This is a genomic window from Phocaeicola fibrisolvens (assembly GCF_025567125.1).
Classification (GTDB): Bacteria; Bacteroidota; Bacteroidia; order Bacteroidales; family Bacteroidaceae; genus Phocaeicola; species Phocaeicola fibrisolvens.
Map to the genome: position 1 here is coordinate 105,263 of NZ_JAOQJI010000001.1, position 19,530 is coordinate 124,792.

Genomic DNA, 19,530 nt, shown 5'->3' on the forward strand with positions numbered 1-19,530 from the left:
TAATATGGGATTTATGTTTTTATTCAGAATTTTTCAATCAGTGAAGGGGGACAGTCTTCCGGAGCACTGCCCCATGTCTTATTGGGCATATTTCCCATGACAAATACCATTTCGCCTCCTTCCGTAATATCTTTATGCGTAATGTAGTTTCGGGTATAAGGTTTCCCGTTCAAGGTTACTTGTTGTATGTAAATGTTCTCCTTGGAAGTGTTTTCAGCTTGCAGGGTAAAAGTCTTGCCGTTTTCCAAGTGTAGTGTAGCCTTGGAGAAAGACGGACTGGCCAGTACATAATAGGGGGAGCCCGGGCAAACCGGATAGAAGCCTAAAGAGGCAAAAATATACCAGGCCGACATCTGTCCCGCATCGTCGTTGCCCGACAAGCCTCCGGGGGCATTCAGGTATTCCGTTGCCATGATGTGACGTACGGCCTGCTGGGTTTTCCATGGCTGCCCTGCATAGTTGAATATAAAGGCCACCTGATGGCAGGGTTCGTTGCCGTGCCAGTATCTTTGTGCGCTGAACATGGAGTCCAGTTTCTCCACATAGTGCTGACGTCCGCCCATACATTCCATCAGTCCATACGGGTCTTGTGGCGCGTACCAGGTATAATGGCAGGGTGCCCCTTCGGTGATGAACTTGGCAAACTGGAAGGCGTTCGCTTCTTTCAGGAAGGTGCCGTCGGCATGCCGTCCCTGTGCATATCCTGTAGCAGGGTCGATGACGTTACGGTAGTTCAGAGCACGGGCGGCCAATAATTTGTAATCCTCATCTTTTTGAAGCAGTTTGGCTACTTGGGAAAGGACAAAATCATCGTAAGCATATTCCAAAGTACGCGACACCTGTTCTTTGGTGTGGAAGGCATCGGGTACACTGTCCTCCAGCGGAATGTAGCCGTATTTCAGGTACGACTGTAAGGCCCGGCGTCCCATCCCGTTCCGGTAATCTGCTTCCTGGACGGGCAATTCGAACGCATTCTGCCGCATGGCCTTGTAAGCCGTTTCGATGTCAAAGTTGCGGATGCCTTTCACGTAAGCATCTCCTATGGCTGCTATGCAATGGTCGCCAATCATGGCTGCCGTATAGCTGTTCCAGCACGGGAAGATGGGCAACCAGCCACCCTGTTCATATTTGTGGACGAGTGACTGCATCATCTGTCCTCCTCGTGTGGGGTATAATAGGTTGATGAGCGGATGCAAGGCACGGTAGGTATCCCACATGCTGAAGTCATCATAATAGGTTTCGTTTTGGGCTAGCTGGAGAATGGAATCTTTCTGTGCAAAAGCCGGGTATCTTCCATCCACGTCGTTGAATGTGCGGGGAAGGAAAGAAGCCCGATAAAAGGCTCCATAGAATTTCTCCTTGGCTTCCTGGTCAGGTGTTTCTACTTTGATGGCCGAGAGATGCTTTTCCCAGATTGCGGTAAGTTCCTTCCGCGTCTGGTCGAAATTCCAGTGCGGAATTTCCTGTTGCAGATTTTGTTCGGCTCCTTTTCTATCGGTGAAGGAAGAAGCCACTTTGACTAATACTTGTTCATGGCTTTTTACGTGAAAGCCTATATAGATTCCGATATTTTTTTCATGACCGATTTTGGTCTGTCCAGGGAACAGACTGTCTTCCCGGAAAGTTCCGAAGTCGCAGAGGTCTTTCTGGTAGTCTATAATAAAATGTCCGCTGTATCCGGCGGGTTCTCCCCAGCCTTGATAAATGCGATGTACGGGATTGTAGCCGTAAATACGTTTCTGAAGGGTATCAATTTCGATATATCCTTCTCCTTCGTCACTGTTAGGATTGACGATGAGATAAGCCTTTCCTTCCTTCTGGTAGGAAAAGCGGAAAATGGCTGACCGCGAGCGGCCTGTCATTTCAGCCTGAAGATGTTCATCAGGTAAAGTTACAGAATAATAAGCTGGAGTAGCAGTTTCCTGCTCGTGTGAGAATCGGGTGGCTCTTTTTTCCGGCAGGCATCGTAAGGAATCGAAGGAAGCCGTCAAGGTCATGGAACCATAATCTTGTGTACATCCTCCCACAATCCAATGGGAATTGCGGAATCCTTGAAACAAGGAATCACGATAATAATATGGTGCGATGCATTTCAGTTCGGTGTCTTGTGTCTGTGGGGTCCAGAAATTCATGCCGTTGGGTTCCAGTACGGCAGGTAAGGTTTGTCCGTATTCTTCGGTATGTTTACCAAACATCCCTGCAGTGTGGGTCGTGCTGGCTGCAGTACCCACTCTTGTGTCAATGTATGATAATAAGTTTCCGTGGGAATGTTCCCCCGCACACGAAATCATCAATGGAACCATCGTTCCATAAGTCAGTGATTTGAGTAATGTAGTGAGATGTGTTTTCATAAATCTTAAATCTACGTGATTGCTATGTGTATTCCCCACAAAAATAAGAAATTGTCATTATGATGCTTCGCAGGTTTAAGACTATTCAACTCATAATCTGTATCTTCTATTATAGAATTAACCTTTGAAAACTTTATAGAGAAAAAAGAATTACAAATATCGGTGAGGGAAGTCCCTCACCGATATTTTATATAAAGAGATTAATAACCCGGGTTCTGTTTCCAGTTCGCATTTGCATTCAGCACGTCACGAGCCAGCGGTAACAAACGATATTGCGGGTTAGCTGCATCGGGATTGTAGTCGTATTTGAAGCCCCAGTCTCGTTCGAAATCACCGAAACGAATCAGGTCGTTACGACGCCAGTGTTCATCCAGGAATTCACGTCCACGCTCGTCTAAGATTTCCTGAAGATCTGGATCATGATCCAATAAAGGAGCGTGTACATATTCACGAATCTGATTGAATAGACTCATAGGAGTTTCATTTAATGTAGCAGTACCTCCACGGACAATTGCCTCACATTTCATCAGGATTATGTCTGCATAGCGGAAGATAGGTACATCGTTGTCCTGGTTACGGCTATATACGTTGTAGTCGTTGATGTCCGGGAAGAACTTGATGGAGCGGTAGCCCTGTGTCCACCCGGTCAAAGTTGCACCACAGTTGAGGTCTGCATCCGGTACACGCTGAACAATGACCCCATCTTTTTCGTAAGTACCGGTAGCTAAAGAGATGGATTTGCTAAAGGTGACCAAGTCTCCTTTATAGGTGTTACGTACACCGGTTGGCATACCTGTAGCATTATCATATTGATATACATCGAAAGATGTTTTATTAATATCTTCTCCCGTACTTCCAGCAATTACACTATTACGATCATCTCCTGGTAAGCAGAAAAGTTCTACAAATTCCGGGGTAAGGGTCATGTTTCCACCCACGGAGTTGGTCATTTCTATACTATAAAAACCATTGTCATTCTGTCCACGGCGCCAAGTGCGGAAACGGGCATAAGTCATACCTTGTGCGGTAACTGCATCATACGGCATGGCGTAGATAAAGTCTTTAATCTGTGGACCATTCGTATACATGAACTTTGTCTTATAGTCATCGGTCAGGTCGAAAAGATGTGACTCGATGACACGGTCGCAGGCTGCGATACAGTCTTTCAGTTTGCCATTATTTGCATTGGGATCCCAGCTTGCACTAGTTACATCTTGAGTATATACATTCCAATTAATGTATAGCTTGGCAAGTAATGCGTCTACCATCCAGCAGGTCGGTGTTCCGTAGGTTGCTGCGGAAACTTCACTCGGACAATCGTCACGTACGGCCAGCAGTTCTGATTCAATCCACTTAGCTACTTCTGCACGTGGAGAGCGTTCAATGGCTGAATTGTTATCCAATACCTTGTAGTCAATGATAGGAGTATCTCCCCAGTTGTCCATCAGTAGGAAGGTATAGAACGCACGCACAGCTCGTAAAGGGGCAGTATAGCGAACCTGGTCTTCACCTTCTCCCAGATCCATCAGTAACTGGTTACAGTTTACGATACCTGCCTGAATGTCGTTGTAGACCGCCAGCTGGCTGTTGCTGGCATCCGCATTAACCATGTGGAGGGAGATGTTGGACATATCGCGTCCGTTCAGGTAGTCGGTATCGAAACTGACTGCTGTATATTCATCCGAGTTGCAGGATACGAGCTCATCGTAGCGACGTCCCAAGGCACCGCGAAAAGCGTAATAAACATTGTTCATACGTGCGCTTAATGCAATCTCTGATTCAGGATATTCGGTGTACTGTGATTTGATGTCCACATCCAAGTCTGTACAGCCGACTGATGTAAGTGCCAATAAAGCGGCAGAAATAAAATCTCTTGTTTTCATATTTTTATATCTCCTGTTTTTAAGGTTAGAAGTTTACATTTACACCTACCATGAATGTACGTGTACGTGGATATTGAGTTTGACGCCAGTCTACGCCCGGAGTCAGGCCGCCCAGATAGACCTCCGGATCCAGACCTTTGTAACCGGTGATGGTAAATACGTTGTTGCAGGTAGCGTAAATGCGCAGGTTGTTCACCCAGTTGCCCAGCCTACCAAAGTTGTAACCCAGCGTCAGTGTAGCCAGACGGAAGTAGGAACCGTTTTCCAGATAGCGGTCGGAAGGACGATGTGCGTTGGAATCAGCGAATCGCTGTTCAGTGGCTACTTCGCTCAGCACATTTTTTCCAGCAGCAACCAGGCCTACGTTATTGTAATAGTTACGGGTAGCATTGTAAATCTTGTTTCCGACTACTCCTTGGAAGAAGGCGGTGAGAGTCCAGTTCTTCCATGTAAAGTCGTTGTTCCATCCGTAAGTTAGTTTCGGCTGTGCGCTGCCTGTCTTGCGGCGGTCTTCATCTGTCGGGGCATCGGTTGTCCCTATCAGGTTTCCGTCTGTATCATAGTTATTAAATACGGATACTCCGTTTTCATTGTATCCGGCCCATTCGTAGGTGTAGAATTGTCCGATGGGTGAACCTTCCATGATACGTTGTACTTCTTCGCCTGGGAATCCACCTACGTCAGGGTCAGCCATGTTGAAGTATGCAACTGAATAGGATGCGTTAGTCAGTTTGTCTACCATGTTTTTATTATGTGACAGATTCAATGTCGTGCTCCATGTAAAGTTATGAGTCTGTACTGGTATTGCATTAATAGTCAATTCAATACCCTTGTTGCTGATACTACCTACATTGGCTGTCATGGTACCATAAGGATAACGGTTGGTAGAAACCTGATAATCATAAATCAAATCTTTAGTACGCTTGTCGTAATATTCGATGGTACCACTTAGACGGTTATGGAGGAAACCGAAGTCAATACCAATGTTAAACATGCTGGTACTTTCCCATTTCAGGTCCGGGTTGGCGTTACGGGTAGCTCCCAGTGTTCTGTAGTCGGATGTACTGCCGTCTGGATTTACATAGGTGAACCATCCGGTAGCACCATACAACGGGTGTGCGATAAAGGCATCGAATCCCAGGGAGTTACCGCTGACACCGTAGCCAACTCTCAGTTTCAAGTCATCAAATACGTGCTGGTTCTTCATGAAATTCTCTTCCGTGATGCGCCATGCGGCTGATACAGACGGGAAGGTAGCCCAGCGGTTGTTTTCACCGAAAGCGGAAGAACCGTCCCGACGGACAGTAGCCTGCAACAGATATCTGCTCTTGTAGCTGTAGTTCACACGTCCGTAGAAGGAAATCATTCGCAAAGTAGAAAGGGGATTGCTGATGATATCGCTGATATCCATGTTGTTGGCCATACCCATGTTGTGGTAGGTCAAGTCATCGTTGTAGAAATTGTAAGTCCTCAGTCCGAAACCGTCGTTGTTGTCAGCCTGTTCCCAAGAGTAACCCAGCATGATACCTACCTTATGAGCATCGGCAAAAGTATGGTTCCAGTTCAGATAGGTTTCCATTTGTTTGCGGATGTTTTCTGTGGTACTGCGGTCTGCTTGACCGTGTTTGGAAACAACGGAGGGCAGCTGGGTCTGTGACGTATTGTAGATGTTATAAATGTACTGCTGGTTCTGATAAGAGAGATTCAAGTTCCAATCCAGGCCATCAATAATGTGTAGGGTAGCCTGTGCTGTACCTTGCAGCAATTTTTCCTTCGTATCGTAACGGTCCTCATTAATCATGGACAGCGGGTTGTAGTTTTGGGAAATATTTAAGTTACGATACCATGTGCCGTCTGCATTTTTCGTCGGAACCAATGGGTTGTAATAATACATAGCATCCAGTACGCTACGTCCCTGTATGTCAGTCGGACCAGTAGAACTGTTGCGTATGCTAGCATTCAGGCTGAGGGCTAGTTCTAGACGGTTATTTAGGGCCTTTGTCTGCACGAAGGTACGTGCGTTCAGACGGTCCATACTGGTGCCTCTTACTACACCTTCACGATCTTGGAAGTTCAATGAGGCACTGTAATTAGTCTTTTCATTACCACCATTGATAGATACATTATGATTGTGGCTGAAACCAGTACGCAATACTTCGTCCTGCCAGTTGGTGTGAGCTGGATTGTTTACGTCATAGTAGTCTTTTAGCTGGACAATGTTATTTGCTTCGGCATAGTCTAAAAGTTCGTCTGCTGTCATCATGTCCAGGGTTTTCAGGGTGCGGTCCCAAGCCACATAGCCGCTGTAGCTTACACTAGTACGTCCGTCCTTCTTACCTTTTTTAGTAGTAATGATAATTACACCGTTGGCGGCTTTAGAACCGTAGATGGCAGTGGCAGAAGCATCACGCAGCACGTCGATGCTTTCGATGTCTTCCGGGGCTACTAGAGAAATGCTGACACCCGGCACACCGTCCACTACATAATAGGGTTCCATAGCTTCGCCGGTACGCAAGGAAGACGCACCACGCAAAGAAATAGAAGCTGAACCGTTCGGGTCACTGGTATTGGCGATTGTCAACCCCGGAACTTTACCTTGCAGCATTTGGGCTGGAGTTGTAACGACACCCACATTCAAGTCTTCAGCTTTTACCGTAGTGATGGAGCTGGTCACATCTTTGCGCTGCATGCTACCGTAGCCGATAACTACCACTTCATCCAAAGTTTCCGTATCTTCCAAAAGTGTTACGTTTATTTTGGCACCTTTTACTACATTTTCTTGTGTCAGGAAACCAATATAAGAGAATACAAGTGTTTTACCTTTCTCTGTCCGAAGAGAGTAATTACCATCCAGGTCGGTAACCGTGCCGTTGGTGGTACCTTTTTCCACAACGTTTACACCAATCAGGGGTTCGCCTGATTTACTCTGTACACGTCCTGTAACTGTGAGTTGCGCGAATGCCCATGAGACATTCATCAGAAAAAGAGCCATAAATAAAACGAATGGCCTTAGTCTTGCATTTTTCATTTGTACTTTACACATAAACTTAGATTTTTAAAAGGTTAGTTTTCAAAATCATATCTTGATATAGATTTTTTTTCGATGTAGGATATAGCCTGTGATGCACATGAGGGAACAGAAAAGCAACGCATAGATGAGGGAAGCGAAATATGGGTCCGTGAATACGACCAGAATGCCTTCGTAAATTGCTTTTCGAATGCCCCATTGAGAAAAGGCAATGGCTACCACTTCACTGAGTACGTAAAGGAAGAGCGGATTCATGCCGAAAACCAGGAAGAAAGTCCAGCCTTTGTTCACTTCCTTTACGTCGATTACATACATGAGCAAGGCAAGCAGCAAGGAGCCCCATCCACAGGTTACGAAAACAAAGCTTGTAGACCAGATTCGTTTGTTGAGAGGCATCCAGATGGAAAGGATATAACCGACTGCCAGCATCATCGCTGCCACTGTGATGAGTTTGACAACCCGTTGGCTTACGGGAATCTTTTCCAATAACAGCTTGCCGCACAAAAAGCCGATGAGGGTGTGGGCTACTGCGGATAAGGTGGCCATCAGTCCTTCCGGATCGATCGGACTCTTTTTATAAAGATGGGCTTCCCCGAAAATGCTTCTGTCGACAACGGCCAAGATGTTGGTGTCGTCGCAGGCATAGCCGTTCCCCACCAGCAGGAGAATGGAATAGACTACCAGCAAACCACCCGCAATCCAAGGAAGGTATTTGTGGCGGATGTAGATGACCATCAGCGACACAATGCCGTAGCACAAACCGATGCGTTGCAGTACACCGGGGATGCGAAGCGTGTCTATCGGGAAAAATTCTCCTTTGCAGGCATAGCCGAACCATTCGATGCCGAGTCCGATGAGAATGATAAGGAAAGTCCGCCGGAAAATCTTTTTGACGACCTCGTGCGAGGACCTGAAGTCGAATTTCCGAAGAGAAATGTAAGTGGAAATACCTACCATGAACAGGAAGAACGGGAAGACCAGGTCACACGGAGTCAGGCCATTCCATACGGAGTGGCGCAACGGGGCATACGAAATGGAGCCTCCGGCATTGTTTACCAGAATCATGCCGCATACCGTAATGCCGCGTAATACATCGAGTGACAAGAGTCGTTTCATGGTGTTTTTCTGTTTTAAGGTTACTTCCCGATTCTTTATTTATCTTTAAATACCTCGTTGAAAACTTCTTTCGCTACACTGATGCAATCACCTTCTCCTTTTGCCGGATACGGGTTGTGAGCCACTGTCCACGGTTCCTCCATGGCATAATAATCCAGCTCTACCATCGGTTTTCCGTCCAATACATCCTGAAGTGTCTGCCAGTAGGCTGCCCAGCGTTTGTAGTAGAAATCCTTCAGTATCCCGTTCCATTCTTTGTGGGCATAGTCGCGGAGACCTCCGTCGTTGGCACATACACGGTCGCCCCAGGTGGTGATTTGTACGCGGGCGTTCCATTCGTACAGGTCTTTTTCTTCCGGTGTGGTTCCGAGGTTACGGGCCTGCTCAATCCAGCGTCCTACGCGGAATTCGCTTCTTGTAGCCAGCAGACGGTCCTGCGCCAGCAGGATATTCAGGAATTCCTGAGAGTGAGCCGCGAAACTTTTCTTGTCGAAGCTCTTGAAGTCGGCTACCGTCTGGTTGTAGACGATGCGTCCTCTGTCGGACAAGGACTGGCGGACGATGTCTACCAGGTCATATTCGAAGTTGTTGTTGCCTTTGTATTTGTCGGCCACTTCCAGCATCAGGCGGGCAGCGTCTTCCGTGGTAGTCGGGTCATAATAGTTTTCCATTTTTGACCAGCTGGAAGCTTGGAAGTTGTTCAGGCTCGGACGGCCGCAGAAGATGGATTCGTGAGTACCCTGCTGGTTGTTGCCGAACGGGCAGTTATAGATGCCGTTTGCCAGGATGTCCCATGCTTTGGCCACCGTTTCATCGTACGTGCCGTAGCGGGCCTTGATGTAGCCTTTCAGCCATTCTTCCTTGGTGAATTTCTCCGGGCGCCAGGGAAGTTCGCACATCAGTTCGAACATCACCGGATTGTTTTCACTGCCTTCCATGGTCAGGCCGATACCTTTGAGGTGGGCCGCCAGCGGATTGTTTTTGGTAAGATAGAAATTGTTCAGCAGCTGGTCCATACGTCCGTGCAAGCCTATGTTGCCTCCGAAGTTTTCTAGCATACAGAACAGCCAGTCGTGCTGTTCATAACCTTTTTCACGTTTCCAGATGGAAGGGATACCCCACATCGGGCGGCATTCGCTGAACAAATCCAGAATCAGGATGTCGCCGTTGTTCAGGTTCTTGATCATTTCCGGACGCGGATTTTCTGTCCATCCCTGAATGACCCATGTGGCCTTCGGATTGACTGCCTTCATGGCGTGAAGCACGGCTTTTCCGGCAGCATCGAAATCTACGCTTCCTGCATCTTCAAGTTCATGGAACGGGTCCATGGAGTAGTAGTTGGCTTTGCCGAACAGTTTTTCCTGTTCCTTATAGTATAATGCGGCAATTTCCTTGAAGCGGGAGTCGGTGGGCAGCAAGAACGCCGGGCGGGTAAATCCGTTCCATAACTTCGGTTCTGTCACGTTCAGTCCCAGTTTTTGGTTGGCATCGTGGGGAACCATTCCGGAATAACCGGGGAATACCGGTTCGATGCCGTACTCACGCATGCGTTTCAGAATTTTTTTCTGCAAGGCTTCCTGCTGTGTATACCAGCTGTCCGGATTGGGACCGCCCCATCCTTCCAGGTTGTTCATGGCCCACCAGGCGAGGAAGGCCGGCCCTGCGATGAACTTGTTGATTTCTTCTTTCGTATAACCTAATTTGGCCAGCATGTTCTTCCACACACATTCCTGACCTACGGCTGCCAGCGGAAGGTTGATGCCGTGCAAAGCCATCCAGTCGATTTCCTTTTCCCAACGGTTCCAGTCCCAGAATGCCATGGTATAAGAGTAGGTGCAGTAGTTGAAATCGTATCTCAGTGAGAGGTTGGTTTCCTTACGGAGCGGTGTGTCTACTTTCGGCAGACTTTCCGGCAGCTGGGCAGTCATCCCGTTCCACGACAGATGGATACCTGCGTAATATTTCAGGTACCAGTTGAGTCCGGTGGCAATGTTCACGTAATTGTTTCCCCGGATGACGACCTTGTTGCCTTTCTGGTCAAGCTCGAAAAAGTCGTTTCCACCTTTTTGCAATTGTATGATAAACTTGTGGGATGCTCCCGGACAGATTCTTTCCAAAAGTCCGTCAACAGGATTACTCCATAGACTGAATGGTATGCAAAGACATGCTAAAAGGAAAAGTAGAAGTCGTTTGATTTTCATAATATTCATTTTTAAGTGTTACAAAATTCATATTTTATACGTAATATAAGGGGGAAAATAGTCAAGAAAAGGGGGAAAATAGTACAATGTGAGGGGGAGGGCCTGAAATTGACCTATGTCAAGACACTCTCTGAGGCAAATATCGTATTTTTGCAATGTTTTTAGAGAGTTAACACGTGGAACAGACAATTCAACAGACGAACATCCGGAAGGGCTTGACGAAGCTTGTGATTCCTATCTTCATTGAGACTTTATTGATTATGATGCTGGGGGCAGTAGACACCATCATGCTGAGCCAGTACTCCGACGAGAGTGTGGCAGCGGTAGGTGTGGTGAACCAGATTGTGATGTTTGCTTTCCTCATTTTCGAGGTCATCAATATCGGTACGTCGGTGCTATGTTCACAGTATCTGGGTGCCGGATTGAAGAACAAGATGGTGCAGGTGGTAGGGGTGTCTCTGTTGCTGAATCTGGTGGTGGGTATTCTGGTCAGTGCCATTCTGCATTATGGGGCTACTACCTTGCTGGGCTGGATGGGACTGCGTCCGGAACTGTTGAAGTACGGTATTGGTTACATGGAGATTGTGGGAGCCTTTGCCTTCTTTCAGGCTATTTCGCTGACCATCTCCGCTTCGCTCCGTAGTGCGAACAAGGCCATCTATCCCATGCTGGTCACCGTGCTGGTCAATGTGATGAACATCATCGGAAACTATTCCCTGATTTTCGGTAAGTTCGGTCTTCCTGCCATGGGAGCGGAAGGAGCGGCTATTTCTACCTCCATTGCCCGAGGCGTCAGCATGATTGTGTTGTTTGTCATCCTGTTCAAGAAACATATTCCTTCTTTCCCGCTGGCCCTGTTCCGTCCTTTCCCGTGGAAAGAGTTGAAAAATCTGTTGAAGGTGGGATTACCTTCGGCGGGCGAGAACATGTCGTACAGCTTCTCGCAGGTGGTGATTACTTATCTGATTAATATTCTGGGAAACGATTCGCTGGCCACCCGTACCTATACGGTGAATACCACCATGTTTGTCTACCTGTTTGCCATCGCTATGGCACAGGGTGGGGCCATCAGTATCGGACATCTGGTGGGACAGAAGAAAATTCGCGCGGCCTATCTGTTAGGAAAATACGTGATGCGCCTGTCCATTCTGGTGTCCTTGGGGCTTTCGTGCATCTGGGCCATCTTCGGCCATACCATTTTCAGCCTGCTTACCGATAACGAGCACATCATCCGCTTGGGTGTGACCATTCTGATTGTCGATGTCATTGTGGAGATTGGACGTGCCGTAAATATCTATGCCACGAATGCCCTCCGTTCGGCTGGTGATGTGAATTTCCCGTTCTATGTCGGCCTGATTGTGCAGTGGACGGTCTCTGTTGGACTCAGCTATCTGTTCGGTATTCATTTGGGCTGGGGACTGGTCGGTATGTGGTGTGCTTTCCTGCTCGACGAGAATATCCGTGCCTTTATCTTTGTGAAACGATGGAACAGCCTGAAATGGGCGAAAAAAGGTTTTGTGAAGTAAAAGCTACATGTCCGATTGAATCAGGCAGAAATAGAACAGAATGATGCAGATGATGTCGATGGTAAGTGCGATGACCGACCAGCGCAGGAACCGCTTGTTCTTTTTAACAGCTCCGTACACAATACCCAGGATGGCGGAAAGAAAGACGCCCGCCACGATTCCGAACAAGCCTTGTATGGCTATACCCAGCAATACCAGGATACCCATGGTGATAAGAATGTTGTTTTTCATGTCGATTCAGGTTGAGTGAGAAAAGAGGGAGCACGAAGCCCCCTGTAGAATTTGTTTACAAACTGGCCTTGATGGCACGAATGATGGCCGACGTGAAACCGTCGTGTTCCAGCGAGTTGATGCCTTTGATGGTGATGCCCCCCGGAGTGGTTACCTTTTCTATTTCAGTAGCCGGATGTGCGTGCTCATTGTTCAGCAGCAGTTGGGCGGCTCCCTCCAGTGTCTGTGCCAGCATGGTCTGCGCGTCGTGGGGCTTGATGCCCAGTTCCACTCCAGCCTGCATGGCAGCCTGCACGTATTTCAGTACGTAGGCAATGCCACAGGAAGTCAGTGAGGTGGCAGCCGCAAACAGCTTTTCGTCAATCAGCATGGAACGCCCCATCTCGTTGAACAAGGCAGTCATGCCTGCCACCTGTTCTTCCGAAGCATTGCGTGCGGCAATCAGGGTCATGCTGGCTCCTTCCGAGATGGCCGTGTTCGGGATGACGCGGAAAATCGGCATTTCCGGGTCCACGAAGTGGGCCAGGTCTTCAATCGTCAGTCCGGCAGCTACGGATACCAGTGCCTGGGGTTGCCTCAGTCTCAAGGGTTTCAGCACTTCTTCCACCTTCCAGGGTTTTACAGCTACGATGACGATGTCGGCATCTTCGGCCGCTTCCTTGTTGGAATGAGTTACGTGGATGGCGGGAAATTCCGCTTTCAGCGCTTCCAGTTTTCCGGCACTGGGATTGGATACCGCTATCTGTTGTGCCTGAATATAATGTCCGTTGGCCAGACCACGGGCAATGGCACCTCCCATGTTTCCGGCTCCGATGATTGCTACTTTCATATTTTTCAAGTTTGAGTTGTTTATCTGCAAAGTTATAATTAAAAATGGGAGTCTGGCTATATAATGGTATTTATTTTGGCTGTTCGCGAGGGGGAGCGTAGCCATTTCTTTGTCCAGTAGGGAAAACTTTAGTGAAAAGTATGGTCATTATCTCATGAGAAGCTTTAACTTTGTCAGACTATCCCGAAAGCGGGTGCTTGCTTTTGCGGATGCATATTGAGATTGAAAACCTGAATGAATCTATCATGAAAACAAAGAAATGGATGGTAAGTGCCTGCCTGTTGCTGATGCAGGCAGGTGCATGGGGCAAGATTACGTTGCCTGACATTGTGAGTGACAATATGGTATTGCAGCAGCAGACCGAGGCTTGTTTGTGGGGAAAGGCGAATGCCAATGCCGAAGTAACCATCCGCCCGTCGTGGAACCGGGAAGTATATAAGGTAACCGCGGATGCGGAGGGAAAATGGGTGGCTAAAATCCAGACACCGACGGCCAGTTACCAGACCTATACGATTTCCATTTCCGATGGAGAGGAAGTGAAACTGAACAATGTGCTGGTGGGAGAAGTATGGTTCTGTTCGGGACAGTCGAACATGGAGATGCCTCTCCGTGGATTTTGGAATTGTCCGATCGCAGGAGCCAATGAAACCATTGCCACTGCCTCGAAGTGGAAAGGCATTCGGGTAGCTACTGTCGAAAAGAACGGACAATTGCAACCCGTTGAAGAGTGTAAGGGAAACTGGAAGGTGAGCAATCCGGAAAATGCGCCTGCCTTCAGTGCTACGGCTTTTAATTTTGCCATGATGATGAACCAGGTGCTGGATATTCCGGTGGGCATTATCAATTGCAGCTGGGGAGGTTCCATGGTGGAAGGCTGGTTGCCCCGTGAAATCGTGGCGCAGTACCCCGATATTGATTTGAAGAAGGATATCCGTAAGGAAGACGGACATGACTGGTGGCATTACCTGAGTCCGACGTTGATGTATAACGGTATGCTCAAGCCGTTGCAGAATTATACGATTAAAGGTTTCCTGTGGTATCAGGGTGAATCGAATGTCGGAAAGCACAAGACGTATGCTGAACGCATGAAAACCATGGTAGAACTCTGGCGCAAGGAATGGGGACTGGGAGAACTTCCGTTCTATTATGTGGAGATTGCTCCGTTCAATTCTACGGAGACCACAGGTTGTGCCTTGTTGCGTGAAGCACAGTTCAAGGCACAGGCGCTCATCTCGAACAGTGGCATGATTTCGACCAACGATTTGGTGGAACCTTATGAAATGAAAAATGTGCATCCGAAAAATAAGACCGATGTGGGAAAGCGTCTGGCTTATATGGCGCTGAGCAAGACGTATCATGTGCCGGGAATTGAGGCATACGGACCGGTGTATAAGTCGATGGAAGTGAAAGACGGAGCGGTAATTCTTTCATTTGACCATGCGGAGGAAGGATTTAACCGCTTGTCGGGGATGGAAGGTTTTGAAGTGGCTGGAAGCGACAAGGTGTTTTATCCGGCCAAAGCGGAAGTTTTCAATAACCTGCAGATAAAGGTGACCTGCGACAAAGTGGCACAGCCCGTAGCCGTGCGTTATTGTTTCCGTGACTTCCAGCCGGGTAACGTAGCCAATCTGCGTGAGCTTCCTTTGTATCCGTTCCGTACGGATGATTGGGAATAATTTGAAGGGACTTAAAACAAAAATCTCCTTATTCGTGTGGTTTCGGCAGAATAAGGAGATTTTTTTGTTTCTTATTTCATGACGTGTTGCAAACGGGTCAGGAAGTCATCGGCTTCCTGCATGCTCAGACAGAGCGGAGGAAGCAGACGAAGCACGTTGGTTCCACTGACTCCGGTAAATACTTTCTGTTCGAACAGGAGTTGCTTGCGGAGTTCCTTGATGGGCTCTTCAAATTCCAGTCCAATCATCAGACCACGTCCGCGTACTTCCTTGATGCCTTTGAACTTTTTCAGTTCTTCCAGCAGGTGGGTACCCACTTTAGCCGCATTCTCTACCAGATTCTCTTCCTTCATTACATCAAGTACGGCGACGGCGGCCGCACAAGCCAAGTGGTTGCCTCCGAAGGTGGTTCCCAGCTGTCCGTACACCGGGGTGAATTTAGGACTGATTAATACGGCGGCCATCGGGAAGCCGTTGCCGATACCTTTGGCTACGGTAATCATGTCCGGGCGGATACCGTTGTACTGGTGGGCGAAGAATTTACCACTTCGTCCGTAACCGGATTGGATTTCATCGAGAATCAATACTGTGTTGGTTTCGTCGCAGGCCTGGCGCATGGCTTTCATGAAATCGGTGTCGGGTACCTGAATACCGCCTACACCCTGAATGCCTTCGATGATTACTGCACAGACATCGCCCTTGGCCAGTTCGGCTTTCAAAGCTTCGGTATCGTTCAGCGGAAGGTAGGTGACATGACCGTTGTCATTGATAGGAGCAATGATTTTCGGGTTGTTGGTCACTTCTACCGCCAATGAAGTACGTCCGTGGAACGCTTTGGCGAAAGAGACGACACGGGTACGTCCGTTATAAAAAGAGGCCAGTTTCAAGGCATTTTCGTTGGCTTCTGCTCCGGAGTTAATCAGGAAAAGCTGGTAATCGTCGTAGCCGCTGATGGCTCCCAGACGGTCGGCTACTTCCTGCTGCAGTTTGTTGATGACGGAATTGGAATAGAATCCCAATGTGGCTACTTGTTTGCTGATGGCTTCCACGTAGTGAGGATGTGCGTGGCCGATGGAGATTACGGCATGGCCTCCGTAGAGGTCAAGGTATTCCTGGCCTTTGTCGTCCCATACGTGACAGCCTTTTCCCTTGACGATATTGACATCGAAGAGAGGATATACGTCGAATAATTTCATACTCATATTAAGATTAAGAATGAATAATTAACAGACGGAATCAACGGATTCTGTTTGGGCATTCATTTTTAATTATTCATTATTCATTATTCATTGATTTAGAACGCACTTGGCTTCAGTTTCAGTCCTACGGTTTCTTCCAGGTTGAACATCAGGTTCATGTTGTGTACTGCCTGACCGCTGGCTCCTTTCAGCAAGTTATCGATGCAGGAAACGATAAGCAGCTTGTCACCGTGCTTCTCCAGATGAATCAAACATTTGTTGGTGTTGACCACCTGCTTCAGGTCGATGTTCTTGTCCACGATGTGGGTGAAAGAATCTTCCGCATAGTATTCTTCGTACATCTTCACGATTTCTTCCAGTTCCACTTTCGTTTTCACTACGATGGTGGCGAAGATGCCGCGCGGGAAATCACCTCTATAAGGGATGAAGTCGATTTCAGAATGGAAGCTGTTCTGCAACTGTTTCAGCGACTGTTTGATTTCCGGTACATGCTGATGTGCGAACGGTTTGTAGATGCTGAGGTTGTTGTTGCGCCAGCTGAAGTGGCTGGTAGCTCCCGGTTTGACACCGGCTCCGGTACTTCCCGTAATGGCGTTGACCATGATGTCGTCGTTCAGCATCAGGTGTTTGGCCAGCGGCAACAGACCCAGCTGGATGCAAGTGGCAAAACAGCCCGGATTGGCCACGTGCTTGCTTTGGCAGATAGTCCGGCGGTTCAGTTCCGGCAGACCGTATACGAAGTCGTGGTCGTCCGACTTGATGCGGTAGTCCATGGAGAGGTCGATGATTTTCAAATCCTCTGGCACATTGTGGCTTTCCATGAACTTCTTTGTATCTCCGTGTGCCGTACAGAAGAACAGCACATCGATGGTATCGAGCGGAAGTTCATCGGTGAATACCAAGTCGGTTTCCCCATACAGTCCTTCGTGCACATCGGTAATCTTGTTGCCGGCATTGCTGGAACTGTTGATGAATTTGATTTCTACATCCGGGTGGTTGATGAGCAGGCGAATCAGTTCGCCTGCTGTATATCCTGCACCTCCTATAATTCCTACTTTAATCATATATTGGCCTCGTCTTTATGGTTTGCATAATACGCACGAAGCGGAGTGGAAAGCACTTTGATGAAACCTTTGGCATCTTCAGCCGTCCATCCTTTCTGCATTTCACCATATTCTCCGAACTTGTTCTTTACCAAGTCGTCTTTAGAGTCTACGCCCACGGTAGAGAAGCAGTACGGACGAAGTTCCAGAATGGCAGTTCCGTTCACGTTACGCTGTGATTCCTGCAGCATGGCTTCGATATCGCGCATCACAGGTTCCAGGTACTGGCTTTCATGCAGGAACATGCCATACCAGTTGGCTACCTGGTCTTTCCAGTACTGCTGCCATTTGCTCAAGGTATATTTTTCCAGGAATTTGTGGGCACCGATAATCAGCATCGGAGCGGCTGCTTCGAAACCTACACGTCCCTTGATACCGATGATAGTGTCGCCTACATGCATGTCACGTCCGATACCGTAAGCTGCACCGATTTCTTCCACTTTCTGGATAGCTTTGATTTTGTCGTCGAAGATGACACCGTTGACGGCATACAGCTCTCCTTTCTTGAATTCCAGTTTCAACAGTTCGCTGCCTTTCTTGCTCACCTGTTTCAGGTAAGCACTTTCCGGCAATCCCTGTGTAGAGTCCAGAATCTCGCCGCCGCAGATGGAAGTTCCCCAAATCCCCACGTTGTAAGAATATTTCAGTTTGGTGAAGTCAGCCTCAAATCCATGTTCTTTCAGGTAGTTGATTTCATAGTCACGGCTTAATGCCATATCACGTGTCAGAGTGATGATTTCCACACCCGGAGCCATTACCAGGAAGGTCATGTCGAAACGAACCTGATCGTTTCCGGCACCTGTAGAACCGTGTGCAATGGCGTGTGCACCGATTTCGTTGGCATAGCGGGCAATAGCCAGTGCTTGGAAGATTCGTTCAGAACTTACAGAGATAGGGTAGGTTCCGTTACGGAGTACGTTACCGAATATCATGTATTTCAGACTCTTTTCGTAGTATTCCTGGGTTACATCGATGGTGACATATTTCGTGGCTCCCAGTTTGTATGCATTTTCTTCGTTTTTCTTCAGCTGCTCGGGACTGAATCCGCCGGTGTTGGCACAAGCTGCATATACTTCATATCCTTTTTCTTTTGCCAGGTACATCACGGTGAAAGATGTATCCAATCCGCCGCTGAAAGCAACGACAACTTTTTTCTTTTCTTCCATGGTCTTTATTTTTTAGGGAGAAGTCTTCCGGAGTAGTTTGGGGAGAGGCTTCGTCGTCAGTTATTTTTGTATTTTAGAAATTGTTCACTTTGTCATCTGTGTGCAGGGCCGGGTCGTAGAGCATGGCGGTGCAGATACAGAACTTACGCTTCTTGGCCATCAGGATTTCGTGGTTGATGCAGCCTTCGCATCCCTTCCAGAATGATTCATCGTCTGTCAGTTCATTGAAGGTGACCGGCACATAGCCCAGTTCCGTGTTCATTTTCATCACGGCGGCTCCTGAAGTCAGACTGAAAATCTTGGCTTTCGGCCATCGCAGGCGGGCCAGGGTGAACGAAGCGTGTTTGATACGTTTGGCCAGTCCCAGACCTCTGTATTTCGGATGGACAATCAATCCGGAGGTAGCCACATATTGTTTGTTACCCCATGATTCGATGTAAGTAAATCCGGCAAAGTCGTCTCCGCATAAAGCGATGATGGCTTTCCCCTCCTTCATCTTGGTAGCTACATATTCGTGTGTACGTTCGGCAATACCCGTACCACGGACTTTAGCGGCTTCTCTAATCGTGTCCAATATTGTGTCAACATAAACCTCGTGTGAGGCGTCGGCTACCATTACATCAATTTGTTTAGTAGGTTCCATTCTTGTTCTTATCAGTTATAGTTGGTTTATATTCGGGATGATATTTGCAAGGGCATGCTTGACTTCCGTGCGGGTACAGTTTTCGCGTACTACTAACATGATAGTGTCATCGCCGGCAATAGTGCCGATGATTTCATGGAAGTTGTGCATGTCAATGTCGTATGCCAGGCTGCTGGCGTAACCGGGGCGAGTCTTGATTACGGCGATGTTGTTGGAGAACTCGATAGAGATGAAACCATTGTGACGCAGCATTTCGCTGGCTTTCTGCGGTTCGGTCATGCGCTTGTACATCGTGTTGTTGGGGAGTACATACACATAGTTTCCGTTCATACTGGCGGCTTTGGCCACTTTCAGCTGTTTTAAGTCGCGTGACAGGGTGGCTTGTGTCAATTGGAATCCTTCTTTCGTCAACTCTTGCAAGAGTTCGTCTTGACTTCCAATCTCCTTGCTGGAGATGATCATTTTAATGGAATCAAGTCTGCTATTCTTGTTCTTCATTGTATAATTATTCTTTTACGGCTGCAAAAATACGGATATATTTTGAATATCATGCATAAATTCTTACTTTTTTAGGGCGT

The 19,530-nt window shown here is 47.8% G+C and carries 14 protein-coding genes; 2 read left to right on the forward strand and 12 right to left on the reverse strand.

The annotated features are described in order from the left end of the window. Positions 1-23: 23 nt before the first annotated feature. The 5 genes from OCV81_RS00390 to OCV81_RS00410 form a co-directional block, all read right to left on the reverse strand. Complete coding sequence (locus OCV81_RS00390; protein ID WP_148327693.1) at positions 24-2,351, reverse strand: GH92 family glycosyl hydrolase; 2,328 nt, start codon at positions 2,349-2,351, stop codon at positions 24-26. Positions 2,352-2,551: 200 nt separating this feature from the next. After that, positions 2,552-4,234 carry a RagB/SusD family nutrient uptake outer membrane protein gene (locus tag OCV81_RS00395; protein WP_148327694.1) on the reverse strand — a complete coding sequence of 561 codons (1,683 nt, stop codon included), beginning with the start codon at positions 4,232-4,234 and terminating at the stop codon, positions 2,552-2,554. Between the two features lie 25 nt (positions 4,235-4,259). Next, a complete protein-coding gene (locus tag OCV81_RS00400; protein WP_148327695.1) occupies positions 4,260-7,277 on the reverse strand; it encodes a SusC/RagA family TonB-linked outer membrane protein in 3,018 nt (1,005 codons plus the stop codon). A 33-nt stretch (positions 7,278-7,310) separates the two neighbouring features. Continuing rightward, positions 7,311-8,378 carry an acyltransferase family protein gene (locus OCV81_RS00405; RefSeq protein ID WP_148327696.1) on the reverse strand — a complete coding sequence of 356 codons (1,068 nt, stop codon included), beginning with the start codon at positions 8,376-8,378 and terminating at the stop codon, positions 7,311-7,313. 35 nt (positions 8,379-8,413) lie between these two features. Next, positions 8,414-10,579 carry an alpha-N-acetylglucosaminidase gene (locus tag OCV81_RS00410; RefSeq protein ID WP_148327697.1) on the reverse strand — a complete coding sequence of 722 codons (2,166 nt, stop codon included), beginning with the start codon at positions 10,577-10,579 and terminating at the stop codon, positions 8,414-8,416. A 176-nt stretch (positions 10,580-10,755) separates the two neighbouring features. Here OCV81_RS00410 and OCV81_RS00415 point away from each other — a divergent pair, with 176 nt between their 5' ends. Next, positions 10,756-12,105, forward strand: a complete 1,350-nt coding sequence (locus OCV81_RS00415; protein WP_148327698.1) for an MATE family efflux transporter — start codon at positions 10,756-10,758, stop codon at positions 12,103-12,105. Between the two features lie 3 nt (positions 12,106-12,108). Here OCV81_RS00415 and OCV81_RS00420 read toward each other — a convergent pair whose 3' ends face one another. Next, positions 12,109-12,336 carry a hypothetical protein gene (locus OCV81_RS00420; RefSeq protein ID WP_148327699.1) on the reverse strand — a complete coding sequence of 76 codons (228 nt, stop codon included), beginning with the start codon at positions 12,334-12,336 and terminating at the stop codon, positions 12,109-12,111. A gap of 55 nt (positions 12,337-12,391) precedes the next feature. Beyond that, positions 12,392-13,270 (reverse strand): pyrroline-5-carboxylate reductase, encoded by an 879-nt coding sequence (gene proC / locus OCV81_RS00425; protein ID WP_262639833.1) that lies wholly within the window; start codon positions 13,268-13,270, stop codon positions 12,392-12,394. 140 nt (positions 13,271-13,410) lie between these two features. Between proC and OCV81_RS00430 the strand changes: the two genes are divergently transcribed. Further along, a complete protein-coding gene (locus OCV81_RS00430; protein WP_148327701.1) occupies positions 13,411-14,841 on the forward strand; it encodes a sialate O-acetylesterase in 1,431 nt (476 codons plus the stop codon). A gap of 71 nt (positions 14,842-14,912) precedes the next feature. On the opposite strand, the gene OCV81_RS00435 is transcribed toward OCV81_RS00430, so the two are convergent. The 5 genes from OCV81_RS00435 to argR all read right to left on the reverse strand — a co-directional run bounded on the left by OCV81_RS00435 (position 14,913) and on the right by argR (position 19,450). Further along, complete coding sequence (locus tag OCV81_RS00435; RefSeq protein ID WP_148327702.1) at positions 14,913-16,037, reverse strand: aspartate aminotransferase family protein; 1,125 nt, start codon at positions 16,035-16,037, stop codon at positions 14,913-14,915. Positions 16,038-16,135: 98 nt separating this feature from the next. Next, a complete protein-coding gene (gene argC / locus OCV81_RS00440; protein ID WP_022353489.1) occupies positions 16,136-17,104 on the reverse strand; it encodes an N-acetyl-gamma-glutamyl-phosphate reductase in 969 nt (322 codons plus the stop codon). Next, the gene (locus OCV81_RS00445; protein WP_148327703.1) at positions 17,101-18,309 is read right to left on the reverse strand and encodes an argininosuccinate synthase; all 1,209 of its coding nucleotides are present in this window, start codon (positions 18,307-18,309) and stop codon (positions 17,101-17,103) included. The genes argC and OCV81_RS00445 overlap by 4 nt, the downstream gene beginning before the upstream one ends. Before the next feature lie 73 nt (positions 18,310-18,382). Next, positions 18,383-18,952 (reverse strand): GNAT family N-acetyltransferase, encoded by a 570-nt coding sequence (locus OCV81_RS00450; RefSeq protein WP_072541565.1) that lies wholly within the window; start codon positions 18,950-18,952, stop codon positions 18,383-18,385. 15 nt (positions 18,953-18,967) lie between these two features. After that, entirely contained in the window at positions 18,968-19,450 is a 483-nt protein-coding gene (gene argR, locus OCV81_RS00455) for an arginine repressor (protein WP_148327704.1), read from the reverse strand. Positions 19,451-19,530: the final 80 nt, after the last annotated feature.

What these genes read in the sequence shown, in the direction of transcription:
- OCV81_RS00390 (WP_148327693.1), bottom strand. Translation starts at nt 2,351, where the DNA reads ATGAAAACACATCTCACTACATTACTCAAATCACTGACTTATGGAACG.
- OCV81_RS00395 (WP_148327694.1), bottom strand. Translation starts at nt 4,234, where the DNA reads ATGAAAACAAGAGATTTTATTTCTGCCGCTTTATTGGCACTTACATCA.
- OCV81_RS00400 (WP_148327695.1), bottom strand. Translation starts at nt 7,277, where the DNA reads ATGTGTAAAGTACAAATGAAAAATGCAAGACTAAGGCCATTCGTTTTA.
- OCV81_RS00405 (WP_148327696.1), bottom strand. Translation starts at nt 8,378, where the DNA reads ATGAAACGACTCTTGTCACTCGATGTATTACGCGGCATTACGGTATGC.
- OCV81_RS00410 (WP_148327697.1), bottom strand. Translation starts at nt 10,579, where the DNA reads ATGAAAATCAAACGACTTCTACTTTTCCTTTTAGCATGTCTTTGCATA.
- OCV81_RS00420 (WP_148327699.1), bottom strand. Translation starts at nt 12,336, where the DNA reads ATGAAAAACAACATTCTTATCACCATGGGTATCCTGGTATTGCTGGGT.
- proC (WP_262639833.1), bottom strand. Translation starts at nt 13,270, where the DNA reads ATGGCTACGCTCCCCCTCGCGAACAGCCAAAATAAATACCATTATATA.
- OCV81_RS00430 (WP_148327701.1), top strand. Translation starts at nt 13,411, where the DNA reads ATGAAAACAAAGAAATGGATGGTAAGTGCCTGCCTGTTGCTGATGCAG.
- OCV81_RS00435 (WP_148327702.1), bottom strand. Translation starts at nt 16,037, where the DNA reads ATGAAATTATTCGACGTATATCCTCTCTTCGATGTCAATATCGTCAAG.
- argC (WP_022353489.1), bottom strand. Translation starts at nt 17,104, where the DNA reads ATGATTAAAGTAGGAATTATAGGAGGTGCAGGATATACAGCAGGCGAA.
- OCV81_RS00445 (WP_148327703.1), bottom strand. Translation starts at nt 18,309, where the DNA reads ATGGAAGAAAAGAAAAAAGTTGTCGTTGCTTTCAGCGGCGGATTGGAT.
- OCV81_RS00450 (WP_072541565.1), bottom strand. Translation starts at nt 18,952, where the DNA reads ATGGAACCTACTAAACAAATTGATGTAATGGTAGCCGACGCCTCACAC.
- argR (WP_148327704.1), bottom strand. Translation starts at nt 19,450, where the DNA reads ATGAAGAACAAGAATAGCAGACTTGATTCCATTAAAATGATCATCTCC.